Origin of the sequence: uncultured Cloacibacillus sp. (assembly GCF_963926575.1) — a bacterium.
GTDB classification, from domain to species: Bacteria; Synergistota; Synergistia; order Synergistales; family Synergistaceae; genus Caccocola; species Caccocola faecigallinarum.
The window spans coordinates 296,724-310,575 of sequence record NZ_CAWUXW010000003.1; the positions used below are offsets into that span (position 1 = coordinate 296,724).

At 59.0% G+C, this 13,852-nt stretch carries 11 protein-coding genes; 8 read left to right on the forward strand and 3 right to left on the reverse strand.

The features are described from left to right. Nucleotides 1–121: 121 nt before the first annotated feature. The 3 genes from ABGT66_RS06460 to ABGT66_RS06470 form a co-directional block, all read right to left on the reverse strand. Nucleotides 122–1,459 (reverse strand): tyrosine-type recombinase/integrase, encoded by a 1,338-nt coding sequence (locus ABGT66_RS06460; protein WP_346689619.1) that lies wholly within the window; start codon nucleotides 1,457–1,459, stop codon nucleotides 122–124. Nucleotides 1,460–1,838: 379 nt separating this feature from the next. Then, a complete protein-coding gene (locus ABGT66_RS06465; RefSeq protein ID WP_346689621.1) occupies nucleotides 1,839–3,176 on the reverse strand; it encodes a sodium-dependent transporter in 1,338 nt (445 codons plus the stop codon). 31 nt (nucleotides 3,177–3,207) lie between these two features. Beyond that, nucleotides 3,208–4,548: a glutamate--tRNA ligase family protein gene (locus ABGT66_RS06470; protein ID WP_346689622.1), complete on the reverse strand. Its 1,341-nt coding sequence runs from the start codon at nucleotides 4,546–4,548 to the stop codon at nucleotides 3,208–3,210. Between the two features lie 163 nt (nucleotides 4,549–4,711). Between ABGT66_RS06470 and ABGT66_RS06475 the strand changes: the two genes are divergently transcribed. From ABGT66_RS06475 to ABGT66_RS06510, 8 genes are all read left to right on the forward strand, one after another. Beyond that, entirely contained in the window at nucleotides 4,712–7,267 is a 2,556-nt protein-coding gene (locus ABGT66_RS06475) for a DNA polymerase (protein WP_346689624.1), read from the forward strand. A gap of 127 nt (nucleotides 7,268–7,394) precedes the next feature. Continuing rightward, nucleotides 7,395–7,631 carry a 50S ribosomal protein L31 gene (gene rpmE, locus ABGT66_RS06480; protein WP_087363321.1) on the forward strand — a complete coding sequence of 79 codons (237 nt, stop codon included), beginning with the start codon at nucleotides 7,395–7,397 and terminating at the stop codon, nucleotides 7,629–7,631. A 102-nt stretch (nucleotides 7,632–7,733) separates the two neighbouring features. Continuing rightward, nucleotides 7,734–8,414, forward strand: a complete 681-nt coding sequence (thyX, locus tag ABGT66_RS06485; protein ID WP_346689626.1) for an FAD-dependent thymidylate synthase — start codon at nucleotides 7,734–7,736, stop codon at nucleotides 8,412–8,414. Next, the gene (locus ABGT66_RS06490; protein WP_294193615.1) at nucleotides 8,411–9,367 is read left to right on the forward strand and encodes a DUF1385 domain-containing protein; all 957 of its coding nucleotides are present in this window, start codon (nucleotides 8,411–8,413) and stop codon (nucleotides 9,365–9,367) included. Before thyX ends, ABGT66_RS06490 begins: the two co-directional genes overlap by 4 nt. After that, entirely contained in the window at nucleotides 9,351–10,424 is a 1,074-nt protein-coding gene (gene prfA / locus ABGT66_RS06495) for a peptide chain release factor 1 (RefSeq protein ID WP_300261005.1), read from the forward strand. The genes ABGT66_RS06490 and prfA overlap by 17 nt, the downstream gene beginning before the upstream one ends. Before the next feature lie 2 nt (nucleotides 10,425–10,426). Then, nucleotides 10,427–11,275, forward strand: a complete 849-nt coding sequence (gene prmC / locus ABGT66_RS06500) for a peptide chain release factor N(5)-glutamine methyltransferase (protein ID WP_346689629.1) — start codon at nucleotides 10,427–10,429, stop codon at nucleotides 11,273–11,275. A gap of 85 nt (nucleotides 11,276–11,360) precedes the next feature. After that, on the forward strand, nucleotides 11,361–12,554 hold the full coding sequence (trxB, locus tag ABGT66_RS06505; protein WP_300261011.1) for a thioredoxin-disulfide reductase: 1,194 nt from the start codon (nucleotides 11,361–11,363) through the stop codon (nucleotides 12,552–12,554). A gap of 156 nt (nucleotides 12,555–12,710) precedes the next feature. Beyond that, on the forward strand, nucleotides 12,711–13,820 hold the full coding sequence (locus ABGT66_RS06510) for a M48 family metallopeptidase (protein ID WP_346689630.1): 1,110 nt from the start codon (nucleotides 12,711–12,713) through the stop codon (nucleotides 13,818–13,820). Nucleotides 13,821–13,852: the final 32 nt, after the last annotated feature.

Sequence of the window (13,852 nt, forward strand, 5' to 3'; positions counted from 1 at the left end):
TAAACTACCGTAGTGGAAATCTAAATATCAGCGCCTTTTACTTGTCCCTGCACCTCACAGGGACGTCTCTTAAAATTTGCGTGAATATTTATTTTATACACCTCAGTCTCAAAGAGTGTCCTCATCGTAGAGAGTTCACAGCCGCTTTCTTACGTTCCGGAGCTAAGTGCGCATACCTCATCGTCATGGTTAGGTTCGAATGTCCCAGCAGTTCGCGAACGGTATTCAGGTCTATACCATTCATAACCAGCCTAGATGCGAAGTCATGGCGCATATCATGCCACCGAAAATTTTTTATATCTGCTTTTATCAACAGCTCGGCCCATGCTTTTTTGAGTGTGTCGAACTTTTTACCTGTCTCTGGATTCGGAAACACGAGGCCATGCGGCGTGCTGGGCTGTGTCTGCTGTTTCCAATGGCTGAGCGTGTTAAACACAACGTCGTTTATTGGTATGATAAGGCTTTTTTGGCTTTTCGCATTTTTTGCTTTAAGAAGAATGCTCCTTGTGCCTAAATCTATATCCTCCCAACGAAGAGAAAATAATGCATTGCGGCGTATGCCAGTATTAATAGCTGTCAATACCATCGGTTTCAAATGGTCTGCAAAGTAAACTTTATCCAAGTCAGGCAAATAACGTCGGTTTTGGTGCATACGTGAGCGTCGTCTTGCGGCGCGCAATTCTTCCTCTCTAGCATCCAGCGCGTCATAAAGGCGTTGCCTCTCATCATCCGAGAGATATCTTGTAACCTCAAGAGAATCTGTTTCGCGTAATTTTTTTAATCCTGCTATTGGGTTGCTTGGGATGATTTCCCTTTCTGCCGCCCAATTCAGCATTGCTTGCAACTGACTCATGTAACGATTGATGGTATTACGTTTTATTGCCTTTTGTGTATGCCTTATCAACTGTCTGGCGTCGTTCGTATTCGTGCGCTGCTGCGGGACAGAGGATATGTCTGTCTCATGCTGAAGCTCATCGCTCGCCTTGTTTTTCTCTAAGAGATTTACACGCCAAGTCTCAATATCGATAAGTCTTAGCTCCGATATCGGCAAGTCCATAAACTCGCTGAAATTGACCGTCATCCTTTCTAATGCTTGTTGTCTTCCGGAATGCAGAGGAGCCCATACCTTTTTATATTCTTCAACGATGTCAGATAGTAATGGATTTTCCTTACGGCGCGCCCTTTTATCTATATTCGCGCCTAAAGTAGCCTGCGCTAACAGGTCTTTTGCCTTTTCCCTCGCTTGTGTAACGGAAAGAACAGAGGCATCTCCAATTTTCATGCTATTGCGTTTTGATGTTCCGTCTGAACTTTCACATGTGTATTGTATATTAAAGGTCTTACGGCCAGAAGGTAGCACTGAGACGAATAACCCTTGCACGATCGAATCAAAGACAATGTAGCGCTTATCCTTAATTTGTAACTGTGATACAAAAGAGTTGGTGAAGCGTTCAGGCATTTTTATACTCCTTTCAAAAACGCGTATGCTGAGCGTATGCAGATAGTTATAAAACAAAGGGAAAAATTATGCAACAAAAAGAAATTGACTAATTTTGAAAAATGTTGATATTACAGAAAAAAGCGTTGTAATGGGTTTCATCTTGTTGCATAGATTTTCACCATTTATCCCGCTCGCACGGAAGGGGTCGGGCGTTCAAATCGCCTCAGCTCCACCAGAAATACCAAGGGTTTTCGGATTTTCCGAGAACCCTTTTTTGTTGCCTGTACTCATTATATACTCAACGCTCTATATTTGGCTATCCGCCGATAACGATAAAGGCCGGCTGCGGTTCAGCTGGCCTTTGAGGTTTTTGCTTATTGACTTCGTGCGTCCGTCTCTACCATTTCAGCCCGGTCGCGAAGATGCAGAGTATTGCGGCGGGGGCTATGACCTTCATCATGATTTTCCAGAGGCCGTAGGTGGGGAAGTTTATCGTGCCGTTGTTGGTGAGCTCGGCTTTCAGCTTCTCGTCTTTGAGGCTCCAGCCCGCGAAGATGCAGCAGAGCATCGAGGCGAGCGGCATCATGATGCTGTCGGTTAGGTATCCGGCGGCGTCGATGAAGTCGCGGCTGCCGATTTTCAGGCCGCCCGCAAGCGATATGGCGGAGGGCAGGCCGACGAGGAATATCAGCAGGGCCATGATGAGCGTCGCGTGCGTGCGCTTGACGCCGTGGTCTATGAGGTATCCGGTCGGCGCTTCGAGCAGCGATATCGACGAGGTGAGCGCCGCGAGGAAGAAGAGCAGGAAGAATATCGCGGAGAATATCATTCCGCCGGGCATCTGCGCGAAGAGCCCCGGCAGCGTGATGAAGGTGAGTCCGGGGCCCGCTTCGGGCGGCGCGTTGAAGGCGAATACGGCGGGGAACACCATGAGCCCCGCGAGGAACGCCACTGACGTGTCGATGAGGCATATCTGCCGCACGGATTTTATGATATTCGCCGTCTTCGGCAGGTAGCTGCCGTAGATGAGTATCGCGCCCGCGCCGAGCGAGAGCGAGAAGAAGCCCTGTCCGAGCGCGGCGAGCACGGTCTGCGCCGTTACTTTGGAGAAGTCCGGATAGAGGTAGAACTCGATTCCCTTCATCGCGCCCGGCAGAGTTACCGCGCGGACGATGAGGACTAGCATCGCTATGAAGAGCATCGGCATCATTATTTTGCAGCTCTTCTCTATGCCGTTTTTGACTCCGAGCAGGACGAGCGCCGCGGTGATGACCATGAAGAGCGCCTGATAGAATACGACCTCGCCGCTGTTTGAGACGAATACGCTGAAGACCTCGGCGCTTTTGCCCTGCGCGGCGAGCTCGATGAGCCCCGTGAAGGAGTGGATCATGTAGCGGATTATCCAGCCGCCTATGACAGCGTAGTACGAGAGGATGATGAAGGCGCAGGCGATGCCGGACCAGCCGACGGGCTTCCAGCGTCTGCCTCCGAGCTTTTCGAAGGAGTCCGCGGCGTTGAGGCCGCCCATGCGCCCTACGACGACTTCGCACATCATCGCCGTCACGCCTATGCAGAGGATGATGACGATGTAGATGAAGAGGAAGGCCGCGCCGCCGTTCATCCCCGCGAGGTAGGGGAATTTCCAGAGGTTGCCGAGGCCGACTGCGGAGCCGGCCGCGGCGATGACGAAGCCGATGCGGCTTCCGAATGATTCGCGCGTTGTCTTGTCCGTCATGGCTTTATGCCGGCTCCCTTCGCGGCGTCCGCTAGACTAAATTGTAGTATTCGAGCCTGCGGCGGCACTCGCCGCGTCCGAGCTGCTCCGCGACCTCGAATACGCCGGGGCTGACCTTGCGCCCCGTGAGCGCCCAGCGCAGAGGCATGCAGACTACCTTCATCGAGCTGTCGTTGGCGGCTATCCACTCTTTCGTGAATTCTTCCATCTTGTCCGCCTTCCACTCGGCGCAGTCCGTGAGCAGCGCGTTGTAGAATTTCTTGACGACGGCGCGCGTCTCGTCCTTTATCTCGGAGGCGTCGTAGCGTTCCTTGACGACGTCGAAGGTCACGAAGTAGTCGCTGTATTCGGCGAGCTGCTTCGTCGTCTGCCCGCGTCCGCCCATTGTGTGGAGCGAGGAGGCGAGGTACTCGTCGCTGAGGCCCGAGAGGTCGAAGCCCATCTCGACCCAGAAAGGACGGATGACGGCGAGGAGCTTCATCGGGTCCATTATCTTCATCTGCTCCTGGTTGATGTGGTTGAGCTTGTCCATGTCGAGGACGGCGGCCTTGCGCGTGACGGCGGAGATGTCGAACATCTCGACGGCCTCCTCTCGCGAGAAGATCTCCTGTCCGTTCTTCGGCGACCAGCCGAGGAGCGCGAGGAAGTTGAAGACGCCGTCGGGCAGGTAGCCCATGTCGTTGTATTCAAAGACGCTCGTCGCGCCCTGGCGCTTCGAGAGTTTTTTCTTGTCCTTGCCGAGAATCATCGGAAGGTGCGCGAAGCCCGGCGCTTCGAAGCCGAGCGCGTCGTAGATGAGGAGCTGCTTCGGCGTGTTGATGATGTGGTCCTCGCCGCGGATGACCATGTTGATGCCCATCGTGTAGTCGTCGATGACGACGGCGTAGTTGTAGGTGGGCATGCCGTCGCGCTTCATTATGACGATGTCCTTTATTGTGCCGTCTTGGTTGACGGAGGCGTTCTCGCTCTTGAAGTCGAGGTTGCCGTAGACCTCGTCGCGGAATTTCAGCTCTTTGCCGGGGACGACCTTGAAGAATACTGCGCCGTCCTTCTCGTAGGCCTTGCCCTCGTCGAGAAGCTGCTGCATATATTTCTTATAGAGGTGCATACGCTCCGACTGGCGGTAGGGGCCGAAGTCGCCGCCCTTGTCGGGACCTTCGTCCCAGTCGAGCCCCATCCAGCGCATGCCGTCGAGGATGCTCTGCTCGTATTCCTTCGTCGAGCGCTCCATGTCCGTGTCTTCTATGCGGAGTATGAACGAGCCTCCGTTCCTGCGCGCGTACAGCCAGTTGAAGAGGGCCGTGTGCGCGCCGCCGATGTGCAGCGATCCCGTGGGGCTCGGCGCGAATCTTACTCTTGGTTTGTCGGTCATTGTGTATTCCTCCAGATTTTTATTTGCTCTTCGTATGCGGCGCCGCGCGCTGAAAATTTCCTTAAAAGCGGACTTTGGAGTATTATAAACCCAAGCGCCGGGCGGGCGCATAACGTGCGCCGCAATTAGCAATTATATCCTAAATATAGTAAGGATGTGTCAAATGAAAAAAGATCTGCTTCTCATAGACGGCCACGGCCTCGCATTCAGGGGCTTCTACGCTCTGCCGCCGGAGCTTTCCGCGGCGGACGGCACGCCGACGAACGCCGTGCTCGGATTTTTCAACATGATGCTCAAGGTTCTGGACGAATGGCCCGTCGAGGGGCTCGGCATATTCTTCGACCCGAAGGGGCCGACGCGGAGGCACGAGCTCTTCACGGAGTACAAGCAGACGCGCAAGCCGACGCCCGAAGCTTTCCGCGTGCAGATGCCGCTTATCATAGAGCTCTGCCGCGCTATGGGCTTCCCCGTCTTTTCGCGCGACGGCGTCGAGGCCGACGACTACATCGTGTCGACCGCGAAGGCCTGCGCGGCGTCGGGCTGGGACGTGAAGATACTCTCGGCGGACAAGGACCTGTTCCAGGCGATAGGCGACGGAATCTCCGTCATCCGCCCGTCGCGCGGCGTGACGGATTTCACGCTCTACGACGGCGTGAACTTCCGCGAAAAGTACGGCTTCGAGCCGCCGTTTATGGCGGACTACCTCGCGCTGCTAGGGGACTCCGTCGACAACATTCCCGGCGTGCCGGGCATAGGGGAAAAGACGGCGCTCGACCTCGTCGGCAAATTCGGACGACTTGAGGATATTTACGAAAACCTCGAAAGCGTCCCGAAGGCGCGGCGCGGCAAGCTCGAGGCGGGACGCGAGGCGGCCTTCATGAGCCGCGTCCTCGTCGTGCCGCAGGAGACGGAGCCAGCGCCGGAGAAGGATCTGACGCCGAAGGAGCCGGATATGAGCGAGCTGTTCGCGCTTTGCGCGCGGCTCGGGCTAAAAAAAATTTACGCGCGCTTCGTAGACGAAACGGAGACTGCAGCTATGGCCGCAGCCGCGGCCGAGGTATCCGAGCCGTCCGGCGAGGAGACGGAGCTGGAAAAGCTGCTCGAGGCGGAGGAGATAGCGCTTTCGCCAGCCGTCATAGACGGAGCGCCGAGGTTCTTCGCCGCGGCGGCCGACGGCAGAGTAGCATCGTTCGACGGACGCGGCGACGAAGAACGCGCGCTGTTCCGCGAATGGGCGAAGCGCGGCAGGCTGCTGCTCTGCGGCTACCGCGAAATCATGAGCGACTATCCCGACTTCCCGCTGCCGGAGCGCGAGCGGATATACGACGTGGAGACGGCGCACTACCTGCTCCACCCGGACCGCGGCGGCGTGGCGGGAATGGAGAGAAGCTTCGGCGAGCCGGTAAAGGCTGGGAGCGGCCTCGCGCTGCGCCTTTTCAGGTACAGGGACACGCTTGCGCACGGAATTGATAAATACGGCCTCGCGAAGGTCATGGACGAGATAGACATGCCGCTCGCTCCCGCGCTCGCCGGGATGCACACGCTCGGGATGCACACGGACGCCGGGAAACTCGAGGCGCTCGGCGCGGAGCTGGCGCAGAGCATCGCGAAAGGCGAGGCCGACATAAAGGAATACACCGGCGAGAACATAAACCTCGCGTCTCCGAAGCAGGTGGGAGACCTGCTCTTCGGCAAACTGATGCTGCCGCCGATAAAGACGACGAAGGGCGGCGGCTCGTACTCGACGAGCATCGAGGTGCTCGAAGAGCTCGCGAAGCTGCCGGAGCCGCTCTGCGTCGTGCCGAAGATGCTGATAAAGCACAGGGAGGAATCGAAGATATTCTCGGCCTTCGTGCAGCCATTCATAAAATATTCACGCGACGGCGGCGGAGTCGTCCATTCGACCTTCGACCACCTCGCGACCGGGACCGGAAGGCTGGCGAGCCGCGACCCGAACGTGCAGAACATGCCGGTCTTCGGCGAATGGGCCGACCGCTTCCGTTCGTGCTTCACGCCGCGCACGGAGGACGGCGTGTTCGTCGCCGCGGACTACTCGCAGATAGAGCTGCGCGTCCTCGCCGAGCTGACGGAGGAAGAGAAGCTCATCCGCGCCTTCCACGACGGCAGCGACATTCATCTCGAAACGGCGTCATGGGTGTTCGGCCTGCCCGCGGAACAGATAACGGCGGAGCAGCGGCGCTTTGCGAAGGTCGTCAACTTCGGCCTGCTCTACGGAATGAGCGCCTTCGGCCTCGCGCAGCGCCTCGGCGTGCCGCGCCCCGCCGCGCAGCAGATTGTGGACAGGTACTTCAGCGTTCTGCCGAGCGTGAAAAATTACATCACTGAAAGCGCGAACGAGGCGAAGGAGCGCGGCTACACGCGCTCGCTCTTCGGACGCATACGCCCGCTCGCCGAGGTCTCGACGACGGAGGGGCGCGGCGCGGGCGCGATAAACCGCGTCGCCGTCAACACGCCGATACAGAGCACCGCCGCGGACATCGCGAAGATAGCGCTCTTCCGCCTCGACGCGGCGCTCGCGGAAAAATTCCCGGGCGCGCGCATAGTGCTCCAGGTCCACGACTCGATAGTCTGCGAGTGCGCGCGCAAAGACGCTGAGGCCGTGCGCGAGCTTCTCGTTAAAACGATGGAGAGCGTGGACATTTTGAGCGTACCTCTCAAGGCCGAGCCTAAGAGCGGAAATTCGCTGAAGGATATATAATATAGAACGGAACCCCGCGCGGGACGCTTCGGCAAAACGCATGTTCCCGTCTTGCGCGCGCGGGGAAAGTGGAATATAATACGTTGCTGTATGTTAGACGTACTTAGTACATCTGGAGGTGCGACAGTTGAAAAAGGGTATTCATCCGAAATACGAAGTCTGCAAGGTGACCTGCGCCTGCGGCAATACATTTGAAACAAGGTCGACGGTGGGCGACATGAGAGTTTCCGTCTGCAGCGCTTGCCACCCCTTCTACACCGGCAAAAAGGGCCGCGTGATCGAAGCCGGACGCCTTGAGAAGTTCCGTCAGAAGTATGCCGGCGTGAACTACGGCCAGAAGAGCGCCAAAGAGACCGCCGAATAGCTTTTTTATCGAAAAGGGGGGAGCGCGCTTTGCGGACTCCCCTCTTTTCTTATCTTTTCAGCCCGGTAAGACAAAGGAGAAGGTGAAGCGATGTCCGTATATGTGAAGCTGATTGCGTCCACGCCGGACGCCGACAAGGTCGTAGCGGCCGCGGCGAAGATATGCTACAGCCCCTCGGGAGCCGCGGAAATACTGGACGGCCTCGACGAGGGGAAAACGGCGTCGTTCCTCGCGATGCTGAGAAAGGCGGGACATTTTTCGCCGTTCGAGCACGCTTCGTTCACCTTCGCTATAGAGGGGCTGAGCCGCGTCGCCACGCACCAGCTAGTGCGCCACAGGGTCGCAAGCTATTCGCAGCAGAGCCAGCGTTACGTTGAAATGAAAGGCAACTGCTGCATAGTGCCGCCGTCGGTCGCGGAGAACGCGGAGGCGAAAGCCGTCTTTGAAAAACAGGCCGAGGCCGCGTTCGAGACCTACCGGAAGCTCGTAGATCTCGGCGTGCCGCGCGAGGACGCGCGCTTCATCCTGCCGCACGGCTTCGAGACGCGCCTCGTCGTAACGATGAACGCGCGCGAGCTGCACCACTTCTTCGCTCTGAGGCTTTGCCGCAGGGCGCAGTGGGAGATACGCGAGACCGCGCGCGGGATGCTGCGCGAGGCGAGGGCCGCCGCGCCGCAGCTTTTCGACATCGCCGGGCCGTCGTGCGTGACGGAGGGAAAATGCGCGGAAGCGCACCCGTGCGGAAATCCCTACAAAGACATGGAGCAGTTGCTCTCCGAATGACCTTTGCGGGCCGCGCCTTTCATCTCATAATTTCCGCCTTCGCCGAAGCCGCGCCGAAAAGAATACCGGTCGGCGGGCAGGCGGTTATTGAAGGCGTCCTCATGAAGGGGCCGGAGCACTGGGGGCTTGCCGTCCGCGAGCCCGGCGGGAAGATATTCCTCAAATCGTGGCTCGGCTCCGAATGGCTCAAAAAAGGGATATGGAAATATCCCGTCGTGCGCGGCTTTGCGACGATGGTCGAGATGATGCGCGTCGGTATGCGCGCGCTCTCGATGTCCGCCGACATAAGCCTCGGCGAAGAGGAGAAGATAACGCCGTTTGAGACGGCTCTTTCCGTCGCCGCGGCGCTGCTCGGAGTCGTCGCCATCTTCGTCGCGCTTCCGATGTTCGCTTCGGAATTTCTGACGGAGCGCTTCGGCTTTACTCACTTTGAAAAAAACATAGCGGAGGGCGTGATACGCGGCGTCATCTTCGTCGCCTACGTCGCGCTCATCTCGCTGTGGAAGGATATAGCCCGCGTCTTTGAGTACCACGGCGCGGAGCACAAGACTATCAACGCCTACGAGAGCGGTGCTGAGCTGACCCCCGAGAACGCCGCCGCATATTCGCGGATACACCGCCGCTGCGGCACGTCGTTCCTGATAATCGTCATCCTGGTCAGCATAATAGTATTCTCCGCAATCGACGGCGGCGGCGTGCTCTGGCGCGTTGGTAGCCGCGTCGTGCTGCTCCCGCTCGTGATAGGCGTATCGTACGAATTTATAAGGGCCGCCTCAAATTCCGACACATGGGGCGTATGGAGCATAAAGCCGGCCCTTCTGCTCCAATATATAACGACGAGGGAGCCATCGCCCGACCAGCTCGAAGTCGCTATAGCGGCGCTCGGCGTGGCCCTCGACCCTTCAAAGGATATTTCTACGGCAGGTGGTGCTGAAGATGGAACTGATAGATAAGCTAAAAGAGATTGAGGCCAGCTACAGGGAACTCGAAAAGAAGATGGCCGACCCGGAAATCGTCAACGACCCGCACGAGATGCAGCAGCTCGGCAAAAAGCACGTCGAGCTGACGCCGATAGTCGACGCCTTCTCCGAGTACGAGAAGGTGCTTAACGGCATCGCCGAGGCGAAGGAGATGGCGGAAGGCGACGACGAGGAGATGCGCGAGCTCGCGAAGGACGAGCTTGCCGAACTTGAGGCCCGCGTGCCGGAGCTCGAGCGCGAGATACGCATCCTGCTTCTCCCGAAGGATATGAACGACGAAAAAAGCGTCATCATAGAAATCCGCGGCGGCGCTGGCGGAGACGAGGCCGCGCTCTTCTCCGCGGACCTCTTCCGCATGTACACGCGCTTCGCGGAACGCCAGCGCTGGAAGACTGAGATAATATCGATGAGCGAAACGGGCATCGGCGGCTTCAAGGAAGTCATCTTCCGCGTCGACGGGACGGCGGCCTTCAGTATGCTCAAGTTTGAAAGCGGAGTCCACCGCGTGCAGCGCGTGCCCGAGACCGAGGCGAGCGGACGCATCCACACCTCTACCGCGACTGTCGCGGTTCTGCCCGAGGCCGCGGAAGTCGACGTCGAAATACGTCCCGAGGACCTCAAGATAGACACCTACCGTTCGAGCGGCGCGGGCGGACAGCACGTCAACATGACCGACTCGGCCGTGCGCATCACGCACCTTCCGACCGGCATAGTCGTTACCTGCCAGGACGAGCGCTCGCAGATAAAGAACCGCGCGAAGGCGATGCAGTTCCTTCGCACGAAGCTCTACGACGCCGAGCTCCAGCGCCAGAACGCCGAGCTCGCGGCGGAGCGCAAGGGACAGGTCGGCACCGGCGACCGTGCTGAGCGCATCCGCACCTACAACTTCCCGCAGAACCGCCTCACCGACCACCGCATCAACCTGACGCTCTACAAGCTCGACCAGATACTCGACGGCGACCTCTACGAGCTCATCCGCATGCTGACGGAGGCCGACCAGGCAGAAAAGCTCAAAGCGCTCTCGGTGTAACGGTGCGCCTGCAGGAGCTGCGCCGCCGCGCGCGGAGCCTTCTCGTAAGCTCCGGCGCGGCGCGCCCCGAATATTCCGCAGATTTGATTCTGGCGTCGGCGCTCGGTCTTCCGCGCGCCGCGCTTTTATGGAAGGACGACGAAGTGCCGCATGACAAGCTTGCGCGCGCCGAGTCCATGACGGCCCGCCGCGCCTCCGGCGCGCCGCTTTCCTACGTTCTTCACGAAGCCGAATTTTACGGATACATATTCAAGGTCGGCCGCGGCGTCCTGATTCCGCGCCCGGAGACGGAGCTGCTCGTCGAAGAGGCACTTCGCCTATTCCCGCGCGGGACGGCGGCGCGCTTCGCCGACTGGTGTACGGGCAGCGGCTGCATTGCCGCCGCGCTGCTCTTGGAGAACCCGGCGCTCTCAGCGCTCGGCGTCGACAAAAGCCGCAGCGCGCTAAAATGGGCCGCGATCAACAGAAAGCTCCACGGCCTCGAGGAACGCTTCGAGCTCCTGCGCAACGCTGAGCCGTCGCTCGCGCCCGTCGAGGACGGCTCGCTCGACTTCATCGTGACGAACCCGCCCTACATACCGCGCCGCGAGCTCGACGGGCTCATGCGCGAGGTGCGCGACTACGAGCCGCGCATGGCGCTCGATGGCGGCGAATGCGGCACGGAGCTCTACGCGAAATTTTTCGCGGCGTTCCCGCGCATACTCAAGCCCGGCGGGCTGCTCATGGCGGAGACCGCGGGCGCGGAGCAGATTTGTTCTCTTGTCGATATGGCTTCGCGCGAGTTTGTTCTCGTGAATAAAATATCGGATTACAACGGAATAATTCGCCATGTAATATGGCGCAAACGATAAAATTTTATATAATATAGTATATGTGAAGAAATTCGTAAGCAGTACGCGCAAAGCAAGATTAAAAATAAGAGAGGATGTTTTCGCTATGGAAAAGAGAGAACTTGTAATACTCGGCGCCGGCCCTGCCGGACTTGCGGCCGCGGTCTACGGACGCCGCGCCGACCTCGACACGCTCATTCTTGAGAAGGGCGCCGCGGGCGGACAGATCAACATCACCGACGAAATCGAGAACTGGCCCGGAACGATTCACTCGACCGGTTCGGAGCTCGGAGAGACCTTCCGCAAGCACGCCGAGCACTTCAAGGCTGAGTTCAGAAGCTGCACCGTGCAGAACATTGAAATCCGCAACGGACACAAGATCGTCGTTACCGACAAGGGCGAGATAGAGGCCGAGGCCATCATCATCGCCACCGGCGCGAGCTTCCGCAAGCTCGGATGCCCCGGCGAAGCCGAGTTCACCGGCGCCGGAGTCAGCTACTGCGCCGTCTGCGACGCCGCCTTCTTTGAGGGCGAGGTCGTCGCGGTCGTCGGCGGCGGCAACGTTGCCGTCGAAGAGGCCGGATACCTCACGCGCTTCGCGGACAAGGTTTACATCGTACACCGCCGCGACGAGTGGAGAGCCGACCGCCACGCCATCGACCAGGCGCTCGCCAACCCGAAGATCGTCCCCGTATGGAACTCCGTCGTCGAGTCGATCGAGGGCGAGGGCGTAGTCGAGAAGCTCGTCCTTAAGAACGTCAAGACCGGCGAAATCTCCGACCTCCCCGTCGCTGGATGCTTCGTCTTCGTCGGCACCGAGCCGAACGTCTCCTACCTCAAGGAGAACGAGCTTGTGAAGCAGTCCAAGGGCGGCTGGATCGTCACCAACGAGAAGATGGAGACCTCCGTCGAGGGTATCTTCGCGGCCGGCGACGTCCGCGACAAGTTCCTCCGCCAGGTCGTCACCGCGGCTGGCGACGGCGCTGTCGCCGCTATGTCCGCCTACGCCTACATTTCCGAGCAGCTCCACCTCAACTCGGTCCTCATCGAGCCCGAAGAGGTAGTCGCGCTCATCACCTCGAGCATTGACCAGGATCAGGTCAAGCTCCAGGTCGAGGCCGAGAAGTTCGCGAAGGAGAGCGGCAAGAAGATCGCCTTCATCGACGGCTACAGAAACGGCAAGATGGTCGAGAAGCTCGGCATCGCCGAACTCCCCGCGATCATCGAGATGAAGAAGGGCACGATGGCCCGCTCCGCGAAGCCCGCGTCGATTGACGACGTCAAGAACTTCGTAGCGTAAGCGCGAGCCGTAAACCAATAAGACCTGCAAGCGGCGGGAGGCGTCCATGCGGCGCTCTCCCGCCGCCGTTTTTTTGTGTTGTATAATATGAATGCGGAAGATTCGCGGCGAGCACGCGCGCCGCGGAATGAATCGCAAAGCAGGGAGCGTGACCGGATGGCGAAAAAATTTTTTTCTTTGATAATCGCGCTCGCGCTTCTCGCGGCGGCCGGAGCGGCATACGCTGCCGCGTCGCCGGAGCCGAGCGATAAGACCATAAAACGCGAAATAAAGCTGGGCCGCAAGAGCGCGGCCGAAATAGAGAAGCACGTGCCGCGCGTCCTCAACCCGTCGGTCGAGGCGAAGCTCTCGATGATAGCCGCGCGCCTCATCCCGCACATGCAGCGCGAGCTCGAATACGAGGTGCGCATACTCGAGATGGAGCAGCCGAACGCCTTCTCGCTGCCCGGCGGCATGACCTACATCACGACGGGGATGCTCGATTTCCTCAAAAGCGAGGACGAGATAGCCGCGGTGCTCTGCCATGAATTCGTCCACGCAGACCGCGCGCACGGCATCGTGCAGGCGCGGCGCAACAACAGGCTGAACCTGCTGACGCTCGCCGGGCTCATAGCCGCAACGCAGGCCGGAGAGGGCGGCGCGGGAATAGCGGCGATGGCCGGCGGCATCCAGACGGCGATGATGAACACTTACAGCATAGATTTGGAAAAAGAGGCCGACGCGATGGGTATCGACATACTTTACCGCGCTGGCTACAACCCGGCGGCGATGCTCACGATGATGGAGCGCATGAACGTCGAGCGCCTTAAGCGCGCGCAGTACGAGCTCGGCATATTCCAGACCCACCCCGAGGCTGACGAGCGCGTCGACGCGGCGCTCAAATATCTCCGCGAAAAAGGCATAGACATACAGCGCAAGGACGTAGTGAAGAAGCTTCGCGTCAAGGTCGACGAAGAGGGCGGCAGGGTCGTGCTGCGCATAGACGAGACGGAGTTCCTTTCCGCGCCTGCCGGCGGCGAAGCGCGCGCGCTTCTCGACAAAACGGCGAAACGGCTGGACGAGACGCTCGAGCTTGAGCTTCTGCCCTACGACATCCGCGTGAGCGAGCTCGGCGGCGAACGCAGCCTCGTCATCGGACGCGAGACGATTCTGCGCGAGGACGAGCTGCTTCCCGGAATGCCGGAGCTTCCGGCGCTGCGCGACCGCGTCATGGAGGCGGTCAACCTTGCGCGCCGCGGAGGCATTCTCACCGATTATTATGAATAAAGGCCGCCTGTCCGCGTCGAGCGGCGCGGCGT

Coding starts and splice junctions, on each gene's coding strand:
- ABGT66_RS06475 (WP_346689624.1), top strand. CDS start 4,712: ATGAAAAAAGATCTGCTTCTCATAGACGGCCACGGCCTCGCATTCAGG.
- ABGT66_RS06510 (WP_346689630.1), top strand. CDS start 12,711: ATGGCGAAAAAATTTTTTTCTTTGATAATCGCGCTCGCGCTTCTCGCG.
- ABGT66_RS06465 (WP_346689621.1), bottom strand. CDS start 3,176: ATGACGGACAAGACAACGCGCGAATCATTCGGAAGCCGCATCGGCTTC.
- ABGT66_RS06470 (WP_346689622.1), bottom strand. CDS start 4,548: ATGACCGACAAACCAAGAGTAAGATTCGCGCCGAGCCCCACGGGATCG.
- ABGT66_RS06490 (WP_294193615.1), top strand. CDS start 8,411: ATGACCTTTGCGGGCCGCGCCTTTCATCTCATAATTTCCGCCTTCGCC.
- trxB (WP_300261011.1), top strand. CDS start 11,361: ATGGAAAAGAGAGAACTTGTAATACTCGGCGCCGGCCCTGCCGGACTT.
- ABGT66_RS06460 (WP_346689619.1), bottom strand. CDS start 1,459: ATGCCTGAACGCTTCACCAACTCTTTTGTATCACAGTTACAAATTAAG.
- prfA (WP_300261005.1), top strand. CDS start 9,351: ATGGAACTGATAGATAAGCTAAAAGAGATTGAGGCCAGCTACAGGGAA.